The organism is Streptomyces sp. bgisy159, assembly GCF_057707805.1.
In genome coordinates, this window is sequence record NZ_JBYIQX010000002.1 from 162,593 (window position 1) to 186,088 (window position 23,496).

Annotated in this window: 20 protein-coding genes; 12 read left to right on the forward strand and 8 right to left on the reverse strand. The window is 72.1% G+C overall.

All coding sequences use genetic code 11. The annotated features are described in order from the left end of the window. Positions 1-90 precede the first annotated feature (90 nt). Positions 91-462 (reverse strand): holo-ACP synthase, encoded by a 372-nt coding sequence (locus AC3ET3_RS02730; protein ID WP_432155419.1) that lies wholly within the window; start codon positions 460-462, stop codon positions 91-93. Positions 463-544: 82 nt separating this feature from the next. Here AC3ET3_RS02730 and AC3ET3_RS02735 point away from each other — a divergent pair, with 82 nt between their 5' ends. From AC3ET3_RS02735 to AC3ET3_RS02750, 4 genes are all read left to right on the forward strand, one after another. Continuing rightward, positions 545-1,531 (forward strand): hypothetical protein, encoded by a 987-nt coding sequence (locus AC3ET3_RS02735; protein WP_432155420.1) that lies wholly within the window; start codon positions 545-547, stop codon positions 1,529-1,531. 17 nt (positions 1,532-1,548) lie between these two features. Further along, positions 1,549-3,282 carry a M16 family metallopeptidase gene (locus AC3ET3_RS02740; protein ID WP_435611559.1) on the forward strand — a complete coding sequence of 578 codons (1,734 nt, stop codon included), beginning with the start codon at positions 1,549-1,551 and terminating at the stop codon, positions 3,280-3,282. 15 nt (positions 3,283-3,297) lie between these two features. Continuing rightward, complete coding sequence (locus AC3ET3_RS02745) at positions 3,298-3,636, forward strand: hypothetical protein (protein WP_432134987.1); 339 nt, start codon at positions 3,298-3,300, stop codon at positions 3,634-3,636. Between the two features lie 110 nt (positions 3,637-3,746). Then, positions 3,747-4,940: a carboxylate-amine ligase gene (locus AC3ET3_RS02750; protein ID WP_432155422.1), complete on the forward strand. Its 1,194-nt coding sequence runs from the start codon at positions 3,747-3,749 to the stop codon at positions 4,938-4,940. A gap of 18 nt (positions 4,941-4,958) precedes the next feature. On the opposite strand, the gene AC3ET3_RS02755 is transcribed toward AC3ET3_RS02750, so the two are convergent. From AC3ET3_RS02755 to AC3ET3_RS02765, 3 genes are all read right to left on the reverse strand, one after another. After that, positions 4,959-5,525, reverse strand: a complete 567-nt coding sequence (locus tag AC3ET3_RS02755) for a nitroreductase family protein (RefSeq protein WP_435611560.1) — start codon at positions 5,523-5,525, stop codon at positions 4,959-4,961. 79 nt (positions 5,526-5,604) lie between these two features. Beyond that, the gene (locus tag AC3ET3_RS02760) at positions 5,605-6,531 is read right to left on the reverse strand and encodes a hypothetical protein (RefSeq protein WP_432155423.1); all 927 of its coding nucleotides are present in this window, start codon (positions 6,529-6,531) and stop codon (positions 5,605-5,607) included. Positions 6,532-6,611: 80 nt separating this feature from the next. Then, positions 6,612-7,031 (reverse strand): ATP-binding protein, encoded by a 420-nt coding sequence (locus AC3ET3_RS02765; RefSeq protein ID WP_435611561.1) that lies wholly within the window; start codon positions 7,029-7,031, stop codon positions 6,612-6,614. A gap of 185 nt (positions 7,032-7,216) precedes the next feature. Between AC3ET3_RS02765 and AC3ET3_RS02770 the strand changes: the two genes are divergently transcribed. After that, positions 7,217-8,053, forward strand: a complete 837-nt coding sequence (locus AC3ET3_RS02770) for a helix-turn-helix domain-containing protein (protein ID WP_432155424.1) — start codon at positions 7,217-7,219, stop codon at positions 8,051-8,053. Between the two features lie 8 nt (positions 8,054-8,061). Next, complete coding sequence (locus tag AC3ET3_RS02775) at positions 8,062-8,286, forward strand: DUF397 domain-containing protein (RefSeq protein WP_432134993.1); 225 nt, start codon at positions 8,062-8,064, stop codon at positions 8,284-8,286. Here AC3ET3_RS02775 and glmS read toward each other — a convergent pair. Continuing rightward, complete coding sequence (glmS, locus tag AC3ET3_RS02780; protein WP_432134994.1) at positions 8,247-10,094, reverse strand: glutamine--fructose-6-phosphate transaminase (isomerizing); 1,848 nt, start codon at positions 10,092-10,094, stop codon at positions 8,247-8,249. The genes AC3ET3_RS02775 and glmS overlap by 40 nt on opposite strands. Positions 10,095-10,339: 245 nt before the next feature. Here glmS and AC3ET3_RS02785 point away from each other — a divergent pair, with 245 nt between their 5' ends. The 5 genes from AC3ET3_RS02785 (at position 10,340) to AC3ET3_RS02805 (ending at position 19,023) form a co-directional block, all read left to right on the forward strand. Next, on the forward strand, positions 10,340-15,358 hold the full coding sequence (locus AC3ET3_RS02785) for an RICIN domain-containing protein (protein ID WP_488191820.1): 5,019 nt from the start codon (positions 10,340-10,342) through the stop codon (positions 15,356-15,358). Positions 15,359-15,372: 14 nt separating this feature from the next. Continuing rightward, a complete protein-coding gene (locus AC3ET3_RS02790) occupies positions 15,373-15,978 on the forward strand; it encodes a hypothetical protein (protein WP_432134996.1) in 606 nt (201 codons plus the stop codon). A gap of 191 nt (positions 15,979-16,169) precedes the next feature. After that, positions 16,170-16,988, forward strand: coding sequence for a hypothetical protein (locus tag AC3ET3_RS02795; RefSeq protein ID WP_432134997.1), 819 nt, complete (start codon positions 16,170-16,172; stop codon positions 16,986-16,988). Positions 16,989-17,097: 109 nt separating this feature from the next. Continuing rightward, positions 17,098-18,066: a type I pantothenate kinase gene (gene coaA, locus AC3ET3_RS02800; protein WP_432135031.1), complete on the forward strand. Its 969-nt coding sequence runs from the start codon at positions 17,098-17,100 to the stop codon at positions 18,064-18,066. 9 nt (positions 18,067-18,075) lie between these two features. Next, positions 18,076-19,023 (forward strand): DUF389 domain-containing protein, encoded by a 948-nt coding sequence (locus AC3ET3_RS02805; RefSeq protein WP_432134998.1) that lies wholly within the window; start codon positions 18,076-18,078, stop codon positions 19,021-19,023. 22 nt (positions 19,024-19,045) lie between these two features. Here AC3ET3_RS02805 and glmM read toward each other — a convergent pair whose 3' ends face one another. The 3 genes from glmM to rplM form a co-directional block, all read right to left on the reverse strand. Further along, positions 19,046-20,404 carry a phosphoglucosamine mutase gene (gene glmM, locus AC3ET3_RS02810; RefSeq protein ID WP_432134999.1) on the reverse strand — a complete coding sequence of 453 codons (1,359 nt, stop codon included), beginning with the start codon at positions 20,402-20,404 and terminating at the stop codon, positions 19,046-19,048. 182 nt (positions 20,405-20,586) lie between these two features. After that, positions 20,587-21,099, reverse strand: a complete 513-nt coding sequence (gene rpsI / locus AC3ET3_RS02815; RefSeq protein WP_067018959.1) for a 30S ribosomal protein S9 — start codon at positions 21,097-21,099, stop codon at positions 20,587-20,589. Between the two features lie 42 nt (positions 21,100-21,141). After that, the gene (gene rplM, locus AC3ET3_RS02820) at positions 21,142-21,585 is read right to left on the reverse strand and encodes a 50S ribosomal protein L13 (RefSeq protein WP_276110719.1); all 444 of its coding nucleotides are present in this window, start codon (positions 21,583-21,585) and stop codon (positions 21,142-21,144) included. 1,033 nt (positions 21,586-22,618) lie between these two features. On the opposite strand from rplM, the gene AC3ET3_RS02825 reads away from it, so the two are divergent. Then, positions 22,619-23,488, forward strand: a complete 870-nt coding sequence (locus AC3ET3_RS02825; protein WP_435611562.1) for a hypothetical protein — start codon at positions 22,619-22,621, stop codon at positions 23,486-23,488. Positions 23,489-23,496: the final 8 nt, after the last annotated feature.

Consider the following 23,496-nt stretch of genomic DNA (forward strand, 5'->3'; position numbering starts at 1 on the left):
ACCACCCCGCCCGGGGGCGCGGGGAACCGCGCGATCGGCCACGAACGCCCCGCACCGGCCGGCGCCCACCGACAGCCCCCGCGAGGGGCCCTACCCCTCGGCCACCACCACCGCGGACGCGATCCCCGCGTCGTGGCTCAACGACACGTGCCAGCTCCGCACCCCCAGCTCCTCGGCCCGGGCCGCCACCGTCCCGCGCACCCGCAGCCGGGGCTGCCCGCTCTCCTCGACGCACACCTCCGCGTCGGTCCACAGCAGCCCGGCCGGCGCCCCCAGCGCCTTGGCCAGGGCTTCCTTCGCCGCGAACCGGGCGGCCAGCGAGGCCACGCCCCGCCGTTCCCCACTGGGCAGCAGCAGTTCCGCGTCGAGGAACAACCGCCGCGCCAGCCCGGGCGTCCGCTCCAGCGACGTGCCGAACCGCTCGATCTCGGCGACGTCGATACCAACCCCGATGATGCTCATGCGGTGCACCCTACGGCCGCTGTCGGACCCTCCTGCTAGCCTGCGGCGGCTGATCCACACTCAAGGCGCCAGGGGGGCGGAGATGAGCGGCACCGGCGACGGCCACAGACCCGACGGCACGCCCGGCCGGGGTGGGGGAAGGAAGCCGACCTTCGACCCGTTCGACAACGTGCCGGAGCTGGTCCCGCTGCGCACCGCGGCCCGGGCGGGCGACTGGCCGGCGGTACGGGCCCGCCTCACCCGTCTGGAGTCGGCCGACCAACTCGTCACGGCCGCCAGTGCCCTGGCCGAGGTCCCCGGCGTGGAGACGTTCCTGGAGAAGGCGGCCGCCGACCTCCCCGCCGACCCGCTCCCCCGCACCCTGCTCGCCGAGCGCTACATCCAGATCGGCTGGCAGGTCCGCGGCCGGGCCACCGCCGAACACGTCTCGCGGGAGCAGTTCGACCGGTTCCACGACTGGCTGCGCCGGGCGGAACTGCTCCTCATCGAGGTGTGCGCCGAGCAGCCCGCGTACGCCCCCGCCTGGACCGCCCGCCTGCTCACGGCGCTCGGGCTGGGCCTGGGTCAGGCGGAGGCCCGCCGCCGCTACGACCGGCTGCGCGCCCACCACCCGCACCCGTACGCGGCCCAGAGCCGGCTGCTCCAGCAGCTGTGCCCGAAGTGGGGCGGCTCCTGGGAGGCGGCGCACGCCTTCGCCCGGGAGTGCGCCGTCGCGGCTCCCGACGGCGCGGTCAACGCCGCACTGGTGGCCCAGGCGCACCTCGAACAGTGGCTGGACCTGGAGGACTTGGAGGGCCGGGCCTACCTGCGCGGCGTCCCGGTGCGCGACGACCTGCGCAACGCCGCCCAGGTGTCCGTGCTGCACCCCGCCCACCGGCCCGGCTGGGACTCGGTCGGCGCCCACAGCGCGTTCGCGATGGCCTTCTCCCTCGGCGGCCACTTCGCGGACGCGGCCCCGCACTTCGCGTTCCTCGGCGACCGCGCGTCCGACCATCCGTGGCGGTACCTGTCCGACGCCGGGACGGCCTTCCGCAAGTTCCGCAAGTCCGCCCTGTCGGCGGCGGCCTGAGGGGAGCCGAGAGCGACATGACCACCGACCCGCGCACCGAACCCGCCGCACCCGCCTCCGGCGCGCTCGACGCCCTGTCCGGCCTGATCTCCCACACCACCACGCAGGGCGTCCGCACCCTGTACGCCCCGCGCACCGGCGAGATCACCGCCGGCCTCTTCTTCCGGGTGGGCCGCGCCGACGAGACGCTGGCCACGGCCGGCCTCACCCACCTGGTCGAGCATCTCGCCCTGCACCGGCTGGGCCTGACCGACCTGCACTACAACGGCAGGACGGCGAACGCGTACACCCTCTTCCACGTCACCGGCGACGAGGACGAGGTCGTCGCCTACCTGAACGCCGTGTGCGCGGGCCTGCGCGAGCTGCCGCTGGAGCGGCTGGAGACGGAGAAGGAGATCCTGCGCACCGAGGCGGCCGGCCGGGGCACCGGCCCGCTCGCCCAGTTGCCGCTGTGGCGCTACGGCGCCCAGGGCTACGGCCTGTGCAGCTACAACGAACTCGGCACCTGGTCCCTCACCGCCGACCAGGTGCGCCACTGGGCGGCGACCCGCTTCACCCGCGAGAACGCGGTCCTGTGGCTCACCGGCGACCGCGTACCCGACGGCCTCGACCTCACCCTCCCCACCGGGGAGCACCTGGCGCCGCCCCCGGTGACCAGCGCGCTCCCGGTCACCCCCGCCTACATACCCGGCGACGACGGCCACGTCGCGTTCTCCGCCGTGGTCCGCCGCTCCACCGCCGCCACCGTCTTCGCGGACGTCCTCGGCCGGGCCCTGTTCCGGGACCTGCGCCAGGACGGCGGCTACTCCTACTCGGCGGAGGCCGACTACAGCCCGCGCGACACCACCCACGCGACGATCACGGCGTACGCGGACGCGCTGCCGCAGAAGCAGGACGCGGTGGTCGGCGGGTTCGTCGACACCCTGGCCAGGCTCCGGGCGGGCCGGATCGAGCAGGCCGAGCTGGACTCGGCCAGGACCCGCCTCCTCAAGCAGTACGACACCCCCGACCTCGGCGCCGCCGCCCTCCCCTCGTACGCCCTGTCGCTGCTCATGGGGCACGAGCTGCTCACCCCCGAGCAGCACCGGGCCGAGCTGGCCGCGGTGACGCTCACCGACCTGCGGGAGGTCGCCCGGGAGGCGTGGGAGACGGCCCTGCTGCAGGTGCCCGGCCGGGGCGTGGACTGGGCGGGCCTGACGCTCGCTCCCCAGTACTCGGCGCAGGCCGTCACCGGCACCGGTCACCCGTCTCTGGAGGACGACCGGGTCACCCTCGTCATCGGCGAGGACGGGGTCACCCTGCAGACGCCGGGCGGCCCGGTCACCGTCCGCTACGACGCCTGCGCCGCGATGACCGTCCGCCCCGACGGCGCGCGGGCGCTGACCGGCACCGACGGCTTCTCGGTGACGGTGGAGCCGACCCTCTACAAGGACGTGACCGCCGAGCGCGTCTCGGCCATCGACGCGGCGGTGCCCCGTGACGCCGTGGTCCCCATGCCGGCCCGCACGCCGGACCAGATCCCCCGACCGCGGCCGGCCGTGAGCCGCTCGGGCCCGACCCGCCCCCAGGACCTGTGGCTCGTCGGCCTGCCGGCCGCCCTGTGGAGCTGCCTGGTCCTCGTGGTCACGGTCCGTCAGGGCAGCGCGGGCCCCGACGACTGGACGGAGTTCGCCGGCATGTGGGTCACCGAGCTGGTCCTGGTGGCCGGGACGGTACACCTGTACCGGGCACGGCTGCTCGGACGCGGCTGAGCGGGGGCGGGCAACGTGCTGATCTGGTCCGGCGTTCTCGGCGGGACGCCGGCGCGGCTCGACGAGACCGACGGCCGGCGGGTGCTCACCGTCGGCGTGCGGCGGACGGTGATCCGCCCCGACACCATCGTCCGGCACCGCGGCGGCGTCCTCTTCCAGCGGCTCACCGTGTCGACCCCCGGCGAGCCCGGCCTCACCCACCGCTACCGGCTGCCGTGGCTGCTCCAGCTGGCCCCGTTCCGGGAGGCGACCTACGACCGCTGGGCGGCCGAGGCCGACGACCCGGGCCTGCGGCTGACGGAGCTGCTGGGCGGCACCGACGACTGGGAACCGTCGAGCGGGTCCGTGCGCTAGAGGGGCGTCCCGTACCCCTGCCGCGTCCGCACGCCTTTCCGCGTCCGAAGGAGGCAATGGCCCATTTGGCGTTCTGCCCCCGGGGCACCGCCCGTGCCAGCATGACCGCCATGACGAGTACAGGGCACACGCCGGCTGTCACACCGTCACCCGCGCCCGGCCAGGGGCGATCCCCGGCCCCCGCCGCACGGCTCACCCCCCTCGCGCCTCTCACCGTCGGCGCCGAGGAGGAGTTCCTCCTGGTAGACCCCGTCACCCGGGAACTGCGTGCCGACGCCGAGACCGTCGTGGCCCGAGCCGCCCGCGACCTGCGCGACCGCATCGGCCCGGAGATCACGCGCTTCCAGGTCGAGACCCGTACCGACCCCCACACCGACCTCGCCGGCCTCGCCGACCAGATCCGCTCCACCCGCGCCGCCCTGGCCCGGGCCGCCGCGCGCGAGGGCCTGCGCGTCATCTCCAGCGGCACCCCCGTCATCGCCCCGCCCGGCCCGCCGCCCCTGACCGACGGCCCCCGCTACGCCCGGAGTTCCGCCGAGTTCAGGGCCCTGGACGACGAGCAGATCGCCTGCGCCTGCCACGTCCACGTCGGCGTTCCCGACCTCGCCACCGCCCTCCAGGTCAGCAACCACCTCCGCCCCTGGATCCCCGCCCTGATCGCCCTGTCGGCGAACTCGCCCTACTGGGCCGGCCGGGACACCGGTTACGCCAGCTGGCGTACCACCACCTGGGGGCGCTGGCCCGTCGCGGGCCCGCCGCCGTACTTCGCGTCCCCGTCGCATTTCGAGGATCTCGTCGCCGGCTTCCTCGCCACCGGGGCCGTCATGGACCGGGGCGGTCTCTACTGGGACATCCGCCCCTCCCACCACGTGCCCACCCTGGAGTTCCGGGCGGCCGACGCGACGGCCACCCCGGAGGACACGGTGCTGGTCGCCGGCGTCGTCAGGGCCCTGACCGCGACCGCCCTGGCCGCCGTCCGCGCAGGGGAACGCCCCCCGCAGCCGGCCGCCGACCTCCTGCGGGCCGCCTGCTGGCGCGCCGCCCGCGACGGTCTCGCCGGGCAGGGCATCGACCCCGCCACCGGCCGCCTCGTACCCGCCACCGCCCAGGTCGAACAGCTGCTGGCGCATCTGCGCCCCGCCCTCCACCACCACGGCGACGCCGATCTCGTCACCCGTCTCTGGTCCCGCCTGCGCGCCCAGGGCAGCCGGGCCGACGCCCAGCGCGCCGCCCACCGCCGGCGCGGCCGGCTCACCGACGTCGTCGATCACCTGGTCGCCACGACCACGCCCCACCCGTCATGACAGCAGCGCTACTCCGAGCTACTCCGACGCGGACGCCGACCAGGGTGCGGAGCGCAGCTCGGAGACGGTACGCCGGCCACGGCTCCCCGGCGGCGCGCCGACGGCCCTGCCCACGGCGACCATGGAGACGATCGACCAGCCCGCGTCGGGACGCAGTTCCTCCGTCAGCCCCTCCAGGTCGAAGGCGCGGAACTGACGCGCGGCCAGCCCCATGGCCGCCGCCTGGAGGGTGAGGTGGGCGACGGCCTGGCCGAGGTCGTAGTCGGCGAACTCGGAGTAGAGCAGTTCCGAGTCGTCGACGTGGCGGCGGGTCAGGGCGACGACGAGGAGGCCCGCCTCCGTCGCCCACCGCGCCGAACTGGGCGCGAGGTGCGGCACGACCCGCGCGTGCTCGGGCTCACCCGGCCGCGCGGTGAAGAACGCCCAGGGCTGCGAGTTCCCGGCGGACGGCGCCCACCGCGCGGCCTCCAGGAGCAGCCCGAGGGTGTGGTCGTCGACGACGGCCGACGGGTCGAACCGAGTGGGGCTGAACCGCTCCGCCAGCAGCGGATGGATTCCGCTGGGCTGCTCTGGATCATCGCGCATGCCCGACTCCAACCGTCCGCCGTCCGGACGTATTCCGATCGGGCGGGGCGGGTGACCGCCCGAGGCCCCTCATTCCCCGTCATTCCTCGCCGAACAGGTCCTCGGCGCGCTCGACCGTGCCGGCCCGATCCAACCAGTCATCGAGACGGTCTAGGTCGGTGCATGTGGTGATGCGTTCGCGGGCGTCGTCGGAAACGGGCAGGTTGCGCAGGTCCAGGATCCGCAGGATGCCCTTGGCCTGCCCCTTTGCCTGCCCCTTTGCTTCTCCCTTCGCTTCGCCCTTCACCTCGCCTTCGGCCTGACCTTCCAGATACGCCTCTTCAAAGACCGTGCCCCGGCCCGGGAAGTAAGTGACGACCATTTTCTCCAGTTCCCTCCACGTCTCCCGGGCCGGAGTGCCATCCAGCCCGATCTCCAGCATCTCGGACCAGTACTTGACGGTGGGCAGGTCGAACGACCGCATTCCGCGCGCCAGCAGATTCAGTATGGCGTCGATGCCCGCGCTCTCGCTGTGCACGATGGCGGAGAACGTCGCCAGCGCGGGCTGCCGTGCCACCTCCGACTCGTCGGTGATCTCCGCGACGGTGTCCGGCCCCAGCACGAACGGGCGCGTGACCTGGCTCTGCCAGGTGCTGACGCGGCACTCGAAGGGCCCGGCCGCCCAGGTCGCGGTGGACCTCTTCCGGCAGACGGCCAGCAACAGCACCGGCAGACCGAACTTCGCGTGCAGGTAGGCGACGTAGTACGCCCAGTTGACGCCCTTGTCGGGAGCCTTCTTCGTCTGGGCCTCGATGGCGAGCAGGAAGCTCTCCCCCTCGGAGAGCTCGAACTTCAGCACCGAGTCCACACGGCGCTCCAGCGGCTTGATCTCCGTCGTGTCCGGCGTGACGACGGTGACCTCCGCCTTCGCGGGCGGCGGCAGCCCCAGCGCCTGGAAGACGGGGGCGAGGACCTCCGGATGGTCCTGGAAGATCCGGTGGGATGCCTCGTGGGTGGATGTGACCATGTGCGCCACCTTGCGGGGTCGGAGGGACGGCCGATCGGGCGATTCGGGGACGTTTACTCTTTCGAGTCGCGGAAAAACGTTCACGCCGCCGAACTCAGCTCGCACCACACGTACTTGCCCGGGTCGCCGGACCGGGACAGCGGCTGCCACCCCCACAGTTGGGAACAGGCCCGCACCAGGAGGAGCCCCCGCCCGTCCTCCTGATCGCAGAGGCCGGCCGCCTCACCCGGGAAGTCGGGCGGTTCCGGGTCGGCGTCCCAGGCGCCGATCCGCAGCACCCCGCCCCGCCAGCGCACCCGGAGGGCCGCCGGTCCCTTGGTGTGCCGTACGGCGTTGGAGATCAGCTCGGCGCCGAGCAGTTCGGCGGTGTCGGCGAGGTGGATGAGGCCGTGCACGGTGAGGACGATGCGGATCATCCGGCGCGAGACGGGCACGGCACGCGGGTCGTTGGGGATGTGGAGGGAGTACTCCCAGGAGTCGGGGTTCTCGTCTTCAGGCATACGTCAGCTCCCGTTCGGCGATGTGGGGGTCGGGACCGAGGCGCGGTGTCATTGCCGCAGCCGTCACGGCAGGACGGAGCGGTGCGCTTCCGCAGCGTGTTCCCTACGTCACCGAAGGTAGGGGGTACATGTAGGACCGAGCAAGCCGTTCGCGTAATCTGAACCCGATCGAGAGGAAGCAACTCATGGCCAAGAGGCTCGAACCCACAGCACGTCAGGTGCGGCTGGGAGTCGAGTTGCGCAGGCTCCGCGAGGCGGCAGGGCTGAGCGCCATCGAGGCAGCGGCGCTGCTCGGGGTGAACCGAGTCCAGATCAGCCAGATCGAATCCGGCTCCGCAGGCGTGAGTGAGCAGCGGCTGCGCCGCCTCGCGTCCCACTACGCGTGCACGGACGAGGAGTTCGTCGACGCGCTGGCCGCGATGGCCACGGACCGGACGCGCGGCTGGTGGGAGGAGTACCGGGGTCTGCTGCCCACGTCGTTCCTGGACCTCTCCGAGCTGAACCACCACGCCTCGTTCCGGCGTGATGTCGCGATCCTCTACGTACCGGGCCTGCTGCAGACCGAGGACTACTCACGCGCCGTCTTCTCGGCGCGGGTGCCGCGACTCACGTCCGAGGAACTGGAACTGAGGGTCCGGCACCGGATGGCGGGCCAGCGGATCACCGTCCCGTACGAGCTGGTGATCCACGAGTCGGCACTGCGTATCCGGGTCAGCGACCGCGCCGTTTCCCGGGCACAGCTCGCCAAGCTCATGGAACTCTCCGAGAGCGACGGCATCACCGTGCGGGTCATCCCGTTCGACCTGGACGGCTTCGCCACGGCGGCCAGCACCATGACGTACGTCGGCGGCCCCGTCCCCAAGCTGGACACGGTGGTGCGCGACGTGCCCCACGGATCGGCCTTCATCGACTCCGAGGCGCAGCTCAACGCCTTTCGAACGCGCTTCCGTAGGGTAGAAGCCGTGTCACTCGAACCCGGACCATCGCGTGACTTCATCCACCGGCTGGCGAACGAGCTGTGAGGCACCCCATGGAGAACTGGCGGAAGTCGTCGTACTCGGGTCCCGACGACGGCAATGAGTGTGTGGAGGTCGCCACCTCCCCCACCCGTATATCCCTGCGCGACTCAAAGGCCCCGGCCAGAGCCGTCCTCACCTTCCCGGCCGGAGCCTTCGCCCCCTTCCTCTCAGCGCTGAAGTCGGAGGACTCGGAGACTCACTCCACCGTCACCGACTTCGCCAGGTTCCGGGGCTGATCCACCTCGTTGCCCCGGGCCGTCGCCAGCTCGCAGGCGAAGACCTGGAGCGGCACCGTGGACACCATCGGCTGGAGCAGCGTCGGCGTCGCCGGAATGCGGACCAGGTGGTCGGCGTACGGGACCACCGCCTCGTCGCCCTCCTCCGCGATGACGATGGTGCGCGCACCGCGCGCCCGGATCTCCTGGATGTTGGAGACGATCTTGTCGTGGAGGACGGACCGCCCGCGCGGTGAGGGCACCACGACCACCACCGGCAGGTCCTCCTCGATGAGCGCGATGGGCCCGTGCTTCAGCTCGCCGGCGGCGAAGCCCTCGGCGTGCATGTAGGCGAGTTCCTTGAGCTTGAGGGCGCCCTCCAGGGCGACCGGGTAGCCGACGTGCCGGCCCAGGAACAGCACCGTGTTCTTGTGGGCGAGGGACCGGGCGAGTTCCCGTACCGGCTCCATCGTCTCCAGGACCCGGTCCACCTGGCCCGAGATCTGCGCCAGGTCGCGGATGACGGCCCGGATCTCGTCGCCCCACTTGGTGCCCCGCACCTGGCCGAGGTAGAGCGCGACGAGGTAGCAGGCGACCAGCTGGGTCAGGAACGCCTTGGTCGAGGCGACGGCGACCTCCGGCCCGGCGTGCGTGTACAGCACCGCGTCCGACTCCCGGGGGATCGTCGACCCGTTGGTGTTGCAGATCGCGAGCACCCGGGAGCCCTGCTCGCGCGCGTGCCGCAGCGCCATCAGCGTGTCCATGGTCTCGCCGGACTGGGAGATGGCGATGACCAGCGAGCGCGAGTCCAGGATCGGGTCCCGGTAGCGGAACTCGCTCGCCAGCTCCACCTCGCAGGGGATTCGCGTGAAGTGCTCGATGGCGTACTTGGCGATCAGCCCGGCGTGGAAGGCCGTGCCGCAGGCGACGACGACGACCTTGTCGACCTCGCGCAGCTCGCCGGCCGGGATCCGCACCTCGTCGAGGGTGAGCGCGCCGGACGCGTCGATACGTCCCAGCAGGGTGTCGGCGACGGCCTTGGGCTGCTCGGCGATCTCCTTGAGCATGAAGTAGTCGTAGCCGCCCTTCTCGGCGGCGGAGGCGTCCCAGTCGACGTGGTACGAGCGGACCTCGGCGGGCCGGCCGTCGAAGCCGGTCACCGTCACCCCGTCCCGCCGCAGCTCGACGACCTGGTCCTGGCCGAGCTCGACGGCGTCGCGGGTGTGGTCGATGAAGGCGGCGACGTCGGAGGCCAGGAACGCCTCGCCCTCCCCCACGCCCACCACCAGCGGCGAGTTGCGGCGCGCGCCCACGACCACGTCCGGTTCGTCCGCGTGGACCGCGACCAGCGTGAACGCGCCCTCCAGCCGCCGGCAGACCAGCCGCATCGACTCCGCGAGGTCCTCGCAGGAGGAGAACTCCTCGGCGAGCAGATGGGCGACGACCTCGGTGTCGGTCTCCGAGGTCAGCTCGTGCCCCCGCTCCGCCAGCTCCGCCCGCAGGACGGCGAAGTTCTCGATGATGCCGTTGTGGACGACGGCGACCCGCCCGGCGTTGTCCAGGTGCGGGTGGGCGTTGGCGTCGGTCGGCCCGCCGTGGGTGGCCCAGCGGGTGTGCCCGAGTCCGGTGGTGCCGGCCGGCAGCGGCCGCTCGACGAGTTCCTTCTCCAGGTTGGCGAGCTTGCCCGCCTTCTTCCCGGCGGCCAGCCCGCCGTCGGCGAGCACCGCGACGCCCGCCGAGTCGTAGCCCCGGTACTCCAGCCGCTTCAGTCCGGCCATGACGACATCGAGCGCAGACTGCGCCCCCACGTATCCCACGATTCCGCACATGCGCGGCAGCCTACGACCCGTCAGCGGCCCGAACGCACCTCCGGACGCCCTTCCTGTGCCCGATTTCGGAAATTCTCGCGCCGGTACGCCGGGGTATCCCGTCCCGGATACCCCCTGTCCGTCGGCGACCGATCTTGGTTAAGGTGGCGCCGCACGTGTCCGGATCCGACCAGTCCGAAGCGCGTGCACGACCATTCGCGACCGGGGGAACTGCGTCGCCTGACGGGGAGGGGGCGCGCTGTGCCATGCCCGCGTCCGGTCCTTCCCTGCCCTGGCCCATCGGCCTTGTCACCGCAGCTCGCGCTTCCCCCGGTCCCTGCCTGCACACAGGAAGGAATGCGCTCTTGCGTTCCAGACCACGGGGGTTGTCGAGATCGGCCCCCGCCCTCGCCCGTCTCGTCCCACTCGTCGGCGCGGCCGCCGTCCTGGCCTCGCTGATCCCCTCTCCCGCCCTCGCGGCACCGCCCGCCGCCCCCACGGCCAGTGACCGGCCGGACGACTGGTACGAGACCACACCGGACGAACAACTGCGGTTCGACCAGTGCCTGATGAACGACGCTGTACGCCTGGGCGGATCCGGCATGTACAGCTTCGCCCAGAACGCGCTCGACCAGACGCCGCAGAAGCTGCGCGAACTGGCGACACTGGACGGCGCGTTCGACGGCCCGCTGCGCCAGGCGCACGAGAAGGACCGCGCCGACTGGAACGCCAACTGGGAACGGCTGTACGCCCGCCGGGACGCCTGGGAGAAGCCCCTCGACGGTCTCTCCGCCCCGCACGGGTTCACCGACGCCTCGTTCCACTGGGTGCCCGGTGTCCACGAGGGAGACGACTTCTACGACCAGACCGGCCTCGGCAAGTGGGCCGGCGGCCCCGACTGGAACGAGAAGTTCAACTTCTACGACCCGACGCCGAGGGCCGACGACAAGACCCGGCAGGCCGTCACGGACCTCGGCACGCCGCTCTACCCCGAGGAGGGCGACACCTCCCTGCCCACCGACGAGTGGAACCGGCAGTACTACGAACGCCAGGCGTTCGAGTACCTGACCGAGGGCGGGATGCACGGCACCGGCGCCGACGACGCCCGGATCTTCCTGGCCTCCGGCGGCTGGCCCCGTACCGCGCCCCGGCTCGGGACGGCCGAGTACCGGGTGGCCGTGGAGGACCTGAAGACCCGTTTCGCCTCGTGCGCCTGGCGGGACCCGATCGACCCGAACAAGGCGCTGCGCGGGGTCGAGACCACCGCGGCGGCCGAGTGGCAGCAGGAGATCGCCGGACAGTCCACGCAGCGCAACCAGATCCTCGACGCCAACCGGGACGCCACCACGGCCCTCGCCAAGGCGTCCGAGTCGATGGCCGACCTGCTCGGCCAGTCCTGGATCGCCGACCACCTCACCCGCTGGCAGGACTACTACAGCCCCGGTGGCGTCGGCTGGATCGGTGACGCCGACACGGTCATCCAGGTGGCGGCCGCCAAGGGCATGTGCCTGGACGCCCAGGGCGGCAAGAAGACCAACGGCACCCCGGTGCAGATCTACACCTGCAACGACTCCGCCGCCCAGCGCTGGCAGATCATCGGCTACCACGACGGCTACGCCCTGTGGAACGTCAACTCGATGAAGTGCCTCGACGTCAGCGGCAGCAAGGACGCCAACGGCACGAAGATCCAGCTGTGGACCTGCAACGGCAGCAAGGCCCAGCAGTGGAATTTCGACGTCCGCGCCACCGGCGCGCTGCGGAACGCGGCCACGGACAAGTGCCTGGACCTGCACACGTTCGACAAGGGCCGCGACTCGTGGCTGTGGACGTGCAACGGCGGCAACCCGCAGAAGTACAAGGTCGTCCCCAAGGGACACAAGGGCGAGGTCCCGCCCGCGGCCCACTTCGCCAAGGCCAGGAAGGGCATCGCCGACGCCCAGGCGCAGGCCAAGAGGCAGCTCGCGGTCGTCAAGGCGCAGCTCGCGGTCGCCCGCAAGGCCGCCACCACGTCCGACACGGCCACCCAGGCCGCCTACGCCATCGCCGACAAGACCGGCGCCCCGCGCGGTCGCGGCCTGCTGGCCGGGCAGCAGAAGGCCCAGGTCACCAAGGGCGCGGTCGCCGCGCTCGAAGCGCTGGTGAAGGCCGGTGAGACCGCCGAGGCGGCGACCCGTGCCGCCGCCGGCGACAGCGCGACCATCACCCAGCGCGCCCTGGCGCAGGCCGCGCAGTCGAAGGCGGAGTTCCGCAAGGCGGCGGCACTCGCCGCGGAGATGCAGGCGAAGGCCGCGGCGGACGCGGCGAAGGTCCACCGGGACAACGCCAGGAAGGACAAGGAGACCGCCGAGGCGAAGCTGACGGTGGCGCTGAAGGCGGAGGGCGACGCCAAGGCCGCCGCCGCCGACGCGCACGCCAAGCGGCTGGCCGCCGAGGCCGAGGAGAAGACGGCGAAGGCGGAGAAGGACACCGCCGCCGCCAAGCAGGCCGAGGCCGCGCAGCACAAGAAGAACGCCCAGGCCGAGGCCGTCAACGCGGAGAACGCCCGGAAGAAGGCCGAGACCGCCGAGCAGACCGCCGTCGCCCGCAAGAACGACGCGGTGACGGCTCGCGACAACGCCAAGGCCAAGCGCGACGACGCCTGGGACGCCGAGCAGAAGGCCGAGGCCCTGCGCGCCAAGGCCGACGCCAAGGGCGCCTACGCCGACTCGCTGGCCGCGGGTGACGCGGCCACCGCCGCGCGCGCCGCCGCCGACGAGGCCGACCGGCAGGCGACCGCCGCCGAGGCGGCGGCAGGCCGGGCCCGTACCGAGGCCGACGCCGCCACCCGGGCCGCGGCCGAGGCGGACGCCGCCGCCACCCGCGCCGAGGCCGCCGCCAAGCGCGCCCGCTCCGACGCGGACGCCGCCCAGGCCGCCAAGCTGCGGGCGGAGGCCGCGGTGAAGACCGCGACCAGCGCCGCCGCGGACGCCATCGCGGCCTCACGGCACGCCGCCGACGAGGCCAGGACGGCCGTCGCCCTGGCAGACCAGGCGCAGGCGCACGCCGAGGACGCCCGCACCCAGGCGGACGGCGCGAAGGCGGAGGCCGCCAAGGCCATGGCCGCCTCGGCGAAGGCGGCGGGTTTCGCCTACGTCACCGCCCAGGCCGCCGTCGACGCCGGCAACGCGGCCGCCCAGGTCGCGCAGCCCGCCAACGACGCGATCCAGCTCGGCTCGCCCTACGTCACCACCGACTCGGCGGCGGCGCTGGTGGTGCTGAGCGGGCAGGCGTCGAAGTCGATCGCCGAGCAGCAGAAGGCCGTCGCCGACGCGCACGCGAAGAACGCGCAGGCCGAGGCCGCCGCCGCCAAGGCGCTGGCCGAGCAGGCGAAGGGCGACGCGAAGGAGGCGTACGTCCACGCGGCGAACGCCGCCGGACACGCCGCGAACGCCCGGACGTACGCCAAGGAGGCCCTCGGCTACGCGGCCGACGCGGCTGGCGCGGCGGCCAAGGCGTCGGCCTCGCTGGCCCGCACCACCGAGTACGACCGCCAGGCCGGCGAGGACGCGGCGGCCGCCGACAAGGCGGCGGGCCGCGCCGAGGGCTACGCCCGGGACGCCCGCGCCAGCGCCGACCAGGCCGCCCTGGACGCCTCCGCGGCCCGTGCCGCCGCGGCGCAGGCCGAGCAGTCCGCGAAGGAGGCCCGCGCTGCGGCGGACCGAGCCGACGCGGCGGCGACCGAGGCCGAACAGGCGGCCAAGGACGCCGACAAGTACGCCAAGGAGGCCCAGGAGGCCGCCGACCGCGCCGAGCAGGCGGCGAACGCCAAGGAGCTCAGCGACGGCACCGTGCCCGACGGGAACGGCGGCTCGATCGGCAACGTGTTCTACGTCGTCGACCACATCGAGACCGTCGGCGACCCGGAGGTCGTGAAGAAGACGGGCGGCTGCGACGGCTGGATCGACAAGCTCTTCTACAAGGGCGACTGCACGATCACCGAGAAGATCCGGTACAAGGCCGTCCTCGACCTGTACCTGTGCACCGCGCAGGACCTGGACCCGCAGAAGTACACGTGCCCGTCCGCGGCGACGGACTACCTCGGCCAGATCCACACCAAGGAACTGTCCCAGACGGTCACGCACACCATCACCATCGCGGAGTACCAGTCCAACATCGACCCGGTCGACATCCTCTTCGGCAGCTGGATCAAGTGCGCCCAGAAGCTCACCCCCGGCGGTGAGTCGGGCAGCTGGGGCGGCTGCGCCTGGGCGTCCCTGGACGTCGCCAGCCTGTTCGCGGGCAAGGTCATCCGGCCCATCGCGGACGCGGTGCGCGCCGTGGACGCCGCGTTCGTGACGGGCGTCGGCGTCCGGGACGCGTTCAAGGCGCTCAAGGCGCTCGAAGGCGTGGACGCGGCGGCGGTCGCCGCGATCGAGCGGGAGGTCCAGCTCTACGAGGAGCTCCGCACGGCGTGCCTGACCAACAGCTTCCCCGGCACCACCGAGGTGGTCCTCGCCGACGGCGGCCGCAAGGCGCTGCGTGACGTGCGGACCGGCGACCTGCTGCTGGCCGCCGACCCGGAGACCGGACGCACCCGGGGCGAGCCCGTCACCCGCACCTTCCAGCACGGCGCCACCGACCTGGTCGACGTGACGCTGACGGACGGCGGCAGCCTCACCAGCACCCCCGGACACAAGTTCTTCGTGACCGGCCGCGGCTGGACCCTGGCCGCCGACCTGCGACCCGGCTACGTGCTGCCCACCCCGGACGGTGTCCGCACGGTGGCCGCGCTGACCGAACGGCAGGAGGCGAAGCCCCGGACGGTCTACGACCTGACCGTTTCCGGCCTGCACACCTTCTACGCCGTGGCGGGCGACAGCCCGGTCCTGGTCCACAACTGCAACGACCTCGTGTTCGACGCGAGCAAGTTCCCCGGACTGGCCCACACGCTCGACGAGCACACGGCGGGCGTCGTCAGCGCGCAGCGAGCGGTGGACCTGGCGATCGAGAAGACGAGGAAGTACGGGCGCACCACGCCCAACAGCCTCTTCGTCGACCAGCAGACCGCCCAGCAGGTGGTGGACTACGCACTGGCCAACAACGCGAACCGCATCAAGACCTGGCTCCAGAAGACCAGGGAGCCGGACCTGGACTGGCAGGGTTTCTTCGGCGCGAAGAACTCCCTCGGCAAGGTCTACTTCCCGGACGGCAGCGTGCGGACGGCGGGCAACGGGTTCTACATCAAGCTCGTGCGCTCCAAGGGACACAAGGGCGGCTTCTACGTGCAGACGTGCTATCCGAAGTAAGGAGGGAAGGATCGGTGCCACGCTTCACACCGTTCGACTTCGGCGTGTCCTGGGTGATGGGTTTCTTCCATCAGGACGGAACCCACTACGGGGACACGGCCGCCGAGATCGTCGCGAACCACCTGGCGGGGTGGAGCGGCGAAGCCGCCCTGGCGGTACGCCGTGACGCGCTGCTCCTCGGCGACCTCCCGTCGACGACACTGGAGGTGCTCTGGAACGCCGGGGCGGAGTACCTGCCCGACCTCGGCCGGCTGGGGGGCGGAGCAGGGTGGACCCGGACGGTCGTGGAACTGTGTGACACGCGGCTGTCGGCGGAGGCCGGCGTCCGCCCGCTCACGGGCGCGGACACCGAGGACGGCACGGACTGCCTCGACGCGGTGGTCGCCGAGATCGAGGCGACGCGGTTCCTGCCGGCCGAGGTGCGGGCGGCGCTCGTCGACTGCGCGCGCCGGTGCACTCCGGACCTGGCTCTGCGGATACTCCTGAGGGCGATCAGGTCCGCCGCCCAGGACGCCGTGCTCTCCCCCGACCAGTACCGCAGGCTGGAATCCCTCGGATCGGCCCTCCAGTACGGCGAGTTCCTCGTGGACTCGGTCAGGTACCGGGTCGAACAGCTGTAACGGCACGGCCGGCGCCCCTCTCCACCAGCACATCGGAGAGGGGCGCCGGTCATCTCCGCTCTTGATCACACCCCCGTCACAGTCTCGTCCCAGGAAGCGGCCCGCCGATCACCTGTGCGAACGCCCCGCATACAGTGCAGCGGAACGCCCGCGGTCCGTGTCCGCGGCTCCGAGAGAAAGAAACACCAGACGTGAGATCCACCGCCGTCCGCCGTACCGCGCTCGCCGCCTCCGCCGCCGCCCTCGCCCTGCTGGCCACCGCCTGCGGTGGCTCCGACGACGGGGACAAGGCCAAGGGCGGCGACAGCACCAAGGCCGCCGCCGACGCGACCGCCCCGGCCGAGGCGACCGCCTCCGCCCCGGCCGCCGGTGCCGCCAAGGCGCTCACCGCCGCCGAGCTGGAGAAGGCGGCGCTGACCCAGGCCGACGCCAAGAGCGGCAAGATCACCGTGAAGCTCACGGCGGACGACGACGTCTCGCAGGACAAGGTGAGCGTCGACAAGCCGGCCTGCGCCCCGCTCGCCTACCTCCAGGCCGGCACCTTCGTCGGCAAGCCCGCCGCCTCCGTCAAGCGGAAGTGGGAGGACGACCCGAAGAAGCCCGCCGCGGGCGCCGACGAGGAGGCGAAGATGTACGCCTCCCTGAACGCCGTGGAGTCCGTGATCACGCTGGCCTCCTACGACAACGGCGGCGCCGAGCAGGCCATGAAGGACCTGAGCGCGGCCGTGAAGAACTGCGCCGGCGGCTACTCGCACACCGAGAACAGCGACAGCATCAAGGTCACCAAGGTCACCACCGGCGAGGCGCCGAAGGGCGGCGACGAGGCGCTGGCCGTGAACCTGAGCATCAACTTCGGCGAGGGCGTCACGGGCACCACCAAGCTCGTCGTCGTCCGCGAGGGCGCCACCCTCGTCTACTTCCCGACCGTCAACGTGGGCGCGTTCCTCACCGGCGAGGACTACGCCTTCCCCACCGCGATGCTCGACGTCCAGCTCGCCAAGCTCGGCTGACCGACACCGCCGTGACCGGGATGGCGGGAAGTGGTCGACGTGACCGACCCCACCCGCCATCCCGTTCGAAGTCCGTTAACAATGAACTGTGATCTCTCCGGCCTCCTCGATGCCCCGGAGCGCCCACCGGCAGCGGCCGGAGGCGACTCCCTACGTCGACCTCACCCGAGCCGAGTGGAGCGCCCTGCGCGACAAGACGCCGCTGCCGCTCACCGCGGCCGAGGTCGAGAGGCTGCGCGGCCTCGGTGACGTCATCGACCTGGACGAGGTGCGGGACGTCTACCTCCCCCTCTCCCGGCTCCTCAACCTCTACGTCGGCGCCACGGACGGCCTGCGCGGCGCGCTGAACACCTTCCTCGGCGAGCAGGGCTCCCAGTCCGGCACCCCGTTCGTGATAGGGGTGGCCGGTTCGGTGGCCGTCGGCAAGTCCACGGTCGCCCGCCTGCTGCAGGCACTGCTCTCCCGCTGGCCGGAGCACCCCCGCGTGGAGCTGGTCACCACGGACGGCTTCCTGCTGCCCACCCGGGACCTGGAGGCCCGCGGCCTGATGTCGCGCAAGGGGTTCCCGGAGTCCTACGACCGCCGCGCCCTGACCCGCTTCGTCGCCGACATCAAGGCCGGCAAGGCCGAGGTGAGCGCCCCGGTCTACTCCCACCTCATCTACGACATCGTCCCGGACCAGCGGCTGGTGGTGCGCCGCCCGGACATCCTGATCGTCGAAGGGCTGAACGTCCTGCAGCCCGCCCTGCCCGGCAAGGACGGCCGCACCCGCGTCGGCCTCGCCGACTACTTCGACTTCAGCGTCTACGTCGACGCGAGCGCCGAGGACATCGAGCGCTGGTACCTGAACCGCTTCAAGAAGCTCCGTCAGACGGCGTTCCAGAAGCCGGACTCCTACTTCCGCAAGTACACCCAGGTCTCCGAGGACGAGGCCCTCGCCTACGCCCGCACCCTGTGGCGCACCATCAACAAGCCCAACCTGGTGGAGAACATCGCCCCCACCCGGGGCCGGGCCACCCTGGTCCTGCGCAAGGGCCCGGACCACAAGGTGCAGCGCCTGCGGCTGCGCAAACTGTAGAAAGGCGCCATGCTGCACGTGCGCCTGATCACGCCGTCCGACCGCACCGACGACGTGGTGAACCTGATCGAGCGGTCGGTCGGCACCACCCATCTGGTCGTGCTGCCGGGCGCGGCCCGCAGGCCGGCCGGTGACGTCGTCACCTGTGACGTGGTCCGCGAGGCGGGCGACGAGCTGATCAGCGGCCTCCACGACCTCGGCGTGCACCGCACCGGCGCCATCACCGTGCAGGGCCTCGACCTGGCCCTGTCCGCCAGCGCGGACGAGGCCGAGCACGAGTCCCCGGGCGAGAGCACCGACGCCGTTCTGTGGGAGCAGTTGGAGGAGGTGACGTACGACGAGTCCTCGCTGTCCGTCACCTACGTCGCCTTCATCACGCTGGCGACGATGATCGCGGCCTGCGGTGTCGTCCTGGACAACGCGATCCTGATCGTCGGCGCCATGGCCGTCGGCCCGGAGTTCGGCCCGCTGGCCGGCATCTCCACCGCGATCGTGCAGCGCACCCCGCGCCTCGCGCTGCGCTCCCTGGTCGCCCTGCTGGTCGGCTTCGCCGCGGCGATCGCGGTGACCGCCGGGTTCAGCGTCCTCATGGACGCGGTCAGCCTGTTCACCAAGGGCCGGCTGGAGAGCGAGCGCCCCAACACCGGCTTCGTCTACGCGCCCGACTGGTTCTCGTTCGTCGTGGCGCTCCTGGCCGGAACGGCCGGCACCCTGTCGCTGACCTCCGCCAAGTCAGGGGCCCTGGTGGGTGTGGCCATCTCGGTGACCACGATCCCGGCCGCCGCCAACGCCGCCGTGGCCCTGATCTACGGCGATTTCTTCCAGACCCTGCGCTCGTCCCAGCAGCTCCTGCTCAACCTGGGCGCCATCATCCTGGCGGGGACGATGACGCTGCTGGCCCAGAAGTACTTCTGGCGACGCCGGCGCGATCGTTCCGGGTGGCGGAAGCCGTCCTGACCCCGCCCCCGGAACCCGGTCCTCAGCCCAGCGCCGACTTCACCACGTCCGCCAGCCGCCCGGCGACGGCCCGCGCCTGCTCGATGTCCGCGGCCTCGACCATCACCCGCACCAGCGGCTCGGTGCCGGAGGACCGCAGCAGCACCCGCCCGGTCGAACCCAGCTCCCGCTCGGCCTCGGTGACCGCCGCCGCCAGCTCGGCCGACGTGGTGACCCGCGCCTTGTCGACGTCCGGGACGTTGACCAGCACCTGCGGCAGTCGCTCCATGACGGACGCCAGCTCCCGGAGCGTCCGGCCGGTCTCGGCGATCCTGGCCGCGAGCATCAGCCCGGTGAGCGTGCCGTCACCGGTCGTCGCGTGGTCGAGGATGATCACGTGGCCGGACTGCTCGCCGCCGAGCGCGTAGCCGTGCTCTTTCATGGACTCCAGCACATAGCGGTCGCCGACCGCCGTCTGGACGAGCTTCAGCCCCTCGCGCTCCAGCGCCAGCTTGAACCCGAGGTTGGACATCACGGTGGCGACGACGGTGTCCGACCGCAGCGCCCCGCGCTCGCGCATCGCCAGTCCGATCACCGCGAGGATCTGGTCGCCGTCGACCTCCTCGCCCGTGTGGTCCACGGCGAGGCACCGGTCGGCGTCCCCGTCGTGAGCGATGCCGAGGTCGGCGCCGTGCGCGACGACGGCCTCCTTCAGCAGGCCGAGGTGGGTCGAGCCGCAGCCGTCGTTGATGTTGAGCCCGTCCGGCTCGGCACCGATGGTGATGACCTCGGCCCCGGCCCGCGAGAACGCCTCCGGGGAGACCCGGGCGGCGGCCCCGTGCGCCTCGTCCAGGACGATCTTCAGCCCGTCGAGCCGGTTCGGCAGCACCCCGATCAGGTGGGCGACGTACCGGTCGAAGCCCTCGTCGTACGAGCGCACCCGGCCGACGCCGGACCCGGTGGGCCGCTCCCACGGCTCCCCGCGCTTGTGCTCCTCGTACACGGTCTCGATCTTGTCCTCCAGTTCGTCGGCGAGCTTGTGGCCGCCGCGGGCGAAGAACTTGATCCCGTTGTCGGGCATGGCGTTGTGGCTGGCGGAGAGCATGACCCCGAGGTCGGCGCCCAGCGCGCCCGTCAGGTACGCGACGGCCGGCGTCGGCAGCACACCGACCCGCAGCACGTCGACGCCGGCGCTGGCGAGGCCGGCGACGACCGCGGCCTCCAGGAACTCCCCGGACGCACGCGGGTCCCGCCCCACGACCGCCGTCGGCCGGTGGCCCTCGAAGGTGCCCGCCTCGGCCAGTACGTGCGCCGCCGCGACGGACAGCCCGAGAGCCATCTCGGCCGTCAGATCCGCGTTGGCGACACCGCGCACGCCGTCCGTGCCGAAGAGTCGTCCCACTTGTCCTCCTGAGGAAGCGTCAGTTCCCAAAACACACAGTCACAGAGTCATACCGTCACGCGGTCGCACAAGCCTTAGAACGTCTTGTGTCGTTATACGCCCGTAGGCGGTGATATACGAACGCCCCGACGGCACTGTGGCGTGCCGCCGGGGCGTTCGGAGTACGTGCAGGCAGCGGGCGCTTAGCGCTTGCTGTACTGCGGCGCCTTGCGGGCCTTCTTCAGACCGGCCTTCTTGCGCTCGACCGCACGGTCGTCGCGGCGGAGGAAGCCGGCCTTCTTGAGCGCGCCGCGGTTGTTGTCGACGTCGGCCTCGTTCAGCGCGCGGGCGACACCGAGACGGAGCGCACCGGCCTGACCGGAGACACCGCCACCGGCGATGCGGGCGATGACGTCGTAGCGGCCCTCGAGCTCCAGGACCTTGAACGGCTCGTTGACTTCCTGCTGGTGCACCTTGTTGGGGAAGTAGTCCTCAAGGGTGCGACCGTTGATCTTCCACTTGCCGGTGCCCGGGACGATCCGGACGCGGGCGATGGCGTTCTTGCGACGGCCCAGGCCGGCGGCCGGCTGGGGCTCACCGAAGCGCGAGGCGAGGGACTCGGAGGTGTACTCACCCTCCACCGGAACCTCGGACTCGGTGGTGTAGCTGTCGATGTCAAGCTCTTCGAGCGGCTGCTCGGCAGTGGTCTCGGCCACGATGCTCCTCAGATTCTCTTCAGTCTTAGGGGGTGGCCGGACTTACTGCGCGACCTGGGTGATCTCGAACGGCACCGGCTGCTGGGCAGCGTGCGGGTGCTGGTCGCCCGAGTAGACCTTCAGCTTGGAGAGCATCTGACGGCCCAGGGTGTTCTTGGGGAGCATGCCCTTGACGGCCTTCTCGACGGCCTTCTCGGGGTTCTTCGCCAGCAGCTCGTCGTAGCGCACGGAGCGCAGACCGCCCGGGTACCCGGAGTGGCGGTACGCCATCTTCTGGGTCCGCTTGTTGCCGGAGAGGTGCACCTTGTCGGCGTTGATGATGATGACGAAGTCACCAGCGTCGACGTGCGGGGCGTAGATCGGCTTGTGCTTGCCGCGGAGGAGCGTGGCGGCGGTGGTGGCCAGACGGCCCAGGACGACGTCCTGAGCGTCAATGACGTGCCACTGGCGCGTCACATCGCCGGGCTTGGGGCTGTACGTACGCACGGTTCGTAGCCTTCGCTTCGAGTGAATGGTCCTGACAAGGTCACCGAAACGATCACGACAGCCCTGACCGCATGGCGGCGACGCATACCGCGTACATGGGGTCGCTGGTCATCGGCCCGGTGGACCGGTGTAAGGGCCCGTCCCGTGAGAATGAGCAAGCCAATACACAACGACTAGGCAGAATACCCGTGCCCCGGCCGAAGGGTCAAAACGACCCCGGCGCCACCCCCACGGCGCGTCTGTCTCCGCGGGCCCCCAGGCCGGGACGCCGGGGCGGCCACCGCCCCTCGGTCCCCCCTCCTCCCCCGGCACACACCCCGGCGACCGGGCACCCGCGGCCCCGCACGGACCGCCCCCCGGACCGACCCCGGGACCGACCCGCGGCCCGGCGCGGACCGCCCCACGGACCAGCCACGGACCAGCCACGGCCGGCCTACGCCCGACAGCGCGGGCCGGCATGCCGCCACCGCCACGGGCCGGCGCCAAGGCGGTGGTGGCCGCGGTGGTGGTGGGGTGCGGCGGCACGAAGCGTGGCCGCGCGGAGGGCGGCGGCGAGGTCACCGCCCGGCTCCCCGAGAGGCGCGTCCGGCGTCGTCCGGGCGCCGGACGGCGCCACCGCCCGCTTCCACCGGCCCGGGGCCCCGCCCCGGCGCGCCGCCGCCACGCGGGCCCGGGCGCCGCCCGGTGACCCGAGCCCGCGTCTTGACCGCCCCCACGAGCACCCCCAGCGTCGCCGCGCCCCGGACGGCCCGGCAGCGGGCCGCCTCCGGATACGGCCCCACGACCCCCGTTCACCTGCGACACCACCAGCACCACCAGCACCACCAGCACCACCGGCAGCCAGAATCACGGCCCCGGGCCACCGCCCCCCTCGTACGGCACCCCCGCGAGCAGCACCGGCAGCACCGGCAGCACCACCGCACCAAGCACCCGGAGATGTCGCTTATGGTCCGGTTCATCAGGGCAACGCTGAGGCGGCTACGGGCCGTTGGGTCGGACCAGCACACCCCGAGCCCCGTCTAAGATGCGCCCCATGAGCTATGGGCAGGGGGGGTCTCAGTCCCAGTGGGATCCCTGGAAACCGAACTCCGAGCAGCCGTGGAACAGCGGCGCTGACGGACAGAGCCCGGACTGGGCCGCGCTCGCCGAGGCGTCCGAGACCCGCAACAAGCGGCGTCGGCTGCTGTTCATCGGCGGGGGCGCCCTCGCGGTGGTCGGCGTGGGCGCCGCCGTCGCCATGGCCGTCGTCTCCGCGAACAGCGACGACCCCAACCGGCCGACCTCCTCGCTGCCCGCGAGCGGGCTGCCGAGCGCGTCCGGCACCCCGTCCTTCGCGCCGACCAGCGCCCCGCCGCCGCTGGACCCGAAGGAGTTCGTGTCCAGCAAGACCAAGGACACCGCGCCCAACGGACCGAACGTCATGTTCCCGGGCACCCAGCTCACCATGGGCTCGGCCGTGTACAAGAAGGGCGCGACGGCCGACACCCAGGACTGCGTGGCCGCCACCCAGGGCACCCTGCCGAAGGTCCTCAAGGACAACGGCTGCACCCGCCTGATGCGCGTCACCTACACCAGGAACGGCATGGCCGTCACCGTCGGCGTCGCCGTCTTCGACAGCGAGGCCCAGGCCCTGAAGGCGAAGAAGGCCGCCGACAAGAAGAGCATCGTGCGCGCCCTGTCCGGCAAGGGCGTCCCCGCCTTCTGCAACGCCGCGATCTGCCGCTCGACGACCAACTCCTACGGCCGGTACGCCTACTTCACCCTCACCGGCTTCACCAACGGCAAGGACGTGACGACGAAGGACACGCCGGTCTTCACCGCCGGCGACGACCTCGCCGAGTTCACGTTCCAGCAGATCCGCAAGCGCGGCGAGGCACAGGCGTCGGCTGCGGCGGAGCGGTAGGAGCGGCG

Excerpts from the sequence above, each read along its gene's own strand:
- AC3ET3_RS02735 (WP_432155420.1), top strand. The coding sequence starts at position 545 with ATGAGCGGCACCGGCGACGGCCACAGACCCGACGGCACGCCCGGCCGG.
- AC3ET3_RS02765 (WP_435611561.1), bottom strand. The coding sequence starts at position 7,031 with ATGCCTGAAGACGAGAACCCCGACTCCTGGGAGTACTCCCTCCACATC.
- AC3ET3_RS02755 (WP_435611560.1), bottom strand. The coding sequence starts at position 5,525 with ATGCGCGATGATCCAGAGCAGCCCAGCGGAATCCATCCGCTGCTGGCG.
- AC3ET3_RS02805 (WP_432134998.1), top strand. The coding sequence starts at position 18,076 with ATGCTGCACGTGCGCCTGATCACGCCGTCCGACCGCACCGACGACGTG.
- AC3ET3_RS02750 (WP_432155422.1), top strand. The coding sequence starts at position 3,747 with ATGACGAGTACAGGGCACACGCCGGCTGTCACACCGTCACCCGCGCCC.
- AC3ET3_RS02825 (WP_435611562.1), top strand. The coding sequence starts at position 22,619 with ATGAGCTATGGGCAGGGGGGGTCTCAGTCCCAGTGGGATCCCTGGAAA.
- AC3ET3_RS02770 (WP_432155424.1), top strand. The coding sequence starts at position 7,217 with ATGGCCAAGAGGCTCGAACCCACAGCACGTCAGGTGCGGCTGGGAGTC.
- AC3ET3_RS02740 (WP_435611559.1), top strand. The coding sequence starts at position 1,549 with ATGACCACCGACCCGCGCACCGAACCCGCCGCACCCGCCTCCGGCGCG.
- AC3ET3_RS02785 (WP_488191820.1), top strand. The coding sequence starts at position 10,340 with ATGCCCGCGTCCGGTCCTTCCCTGCCCTGGCCCATCGGCCTTGTCACC.
- coaA (WP_432135031.1), top strand. The coding sequence starts at position 17,098 with ATGCCCCGGAGCGCCCACCGGCAGCGGCCGGAGGCGACTCCCTACGTC.
- AC3ET3_RS02760 (WP_432155423.1), bottom strand. The coding sequence starts at position 6,531 with ATGGTCACATCCACCCACGAGGCATCCCACCGGATCTTCCAGGACCAT.
- AC3ET3_RS02730 (WP_432155419.1), bottom strand. The coding sequence starts at position 462 with ATGAGCATCATCGGGGTTGGTATCGACGTCGCCGAGATCGAGCGGTTC.
- glmS (WP_432134994.1), bottom strand. The coding sequence starts at position 10,094 with ATGTGCGGAATCGTGGGATACGTGGGGGCGCAGTCTGCGCTCGATGTC.
- AC3ET3_RS02775 (WP_432134993.1), top strand. The coding sequence starts at position 8,062 with ATGGAGAACTGGCGGAAGTCGTCGTACTCGGGTCCCGACGACGGCAAT.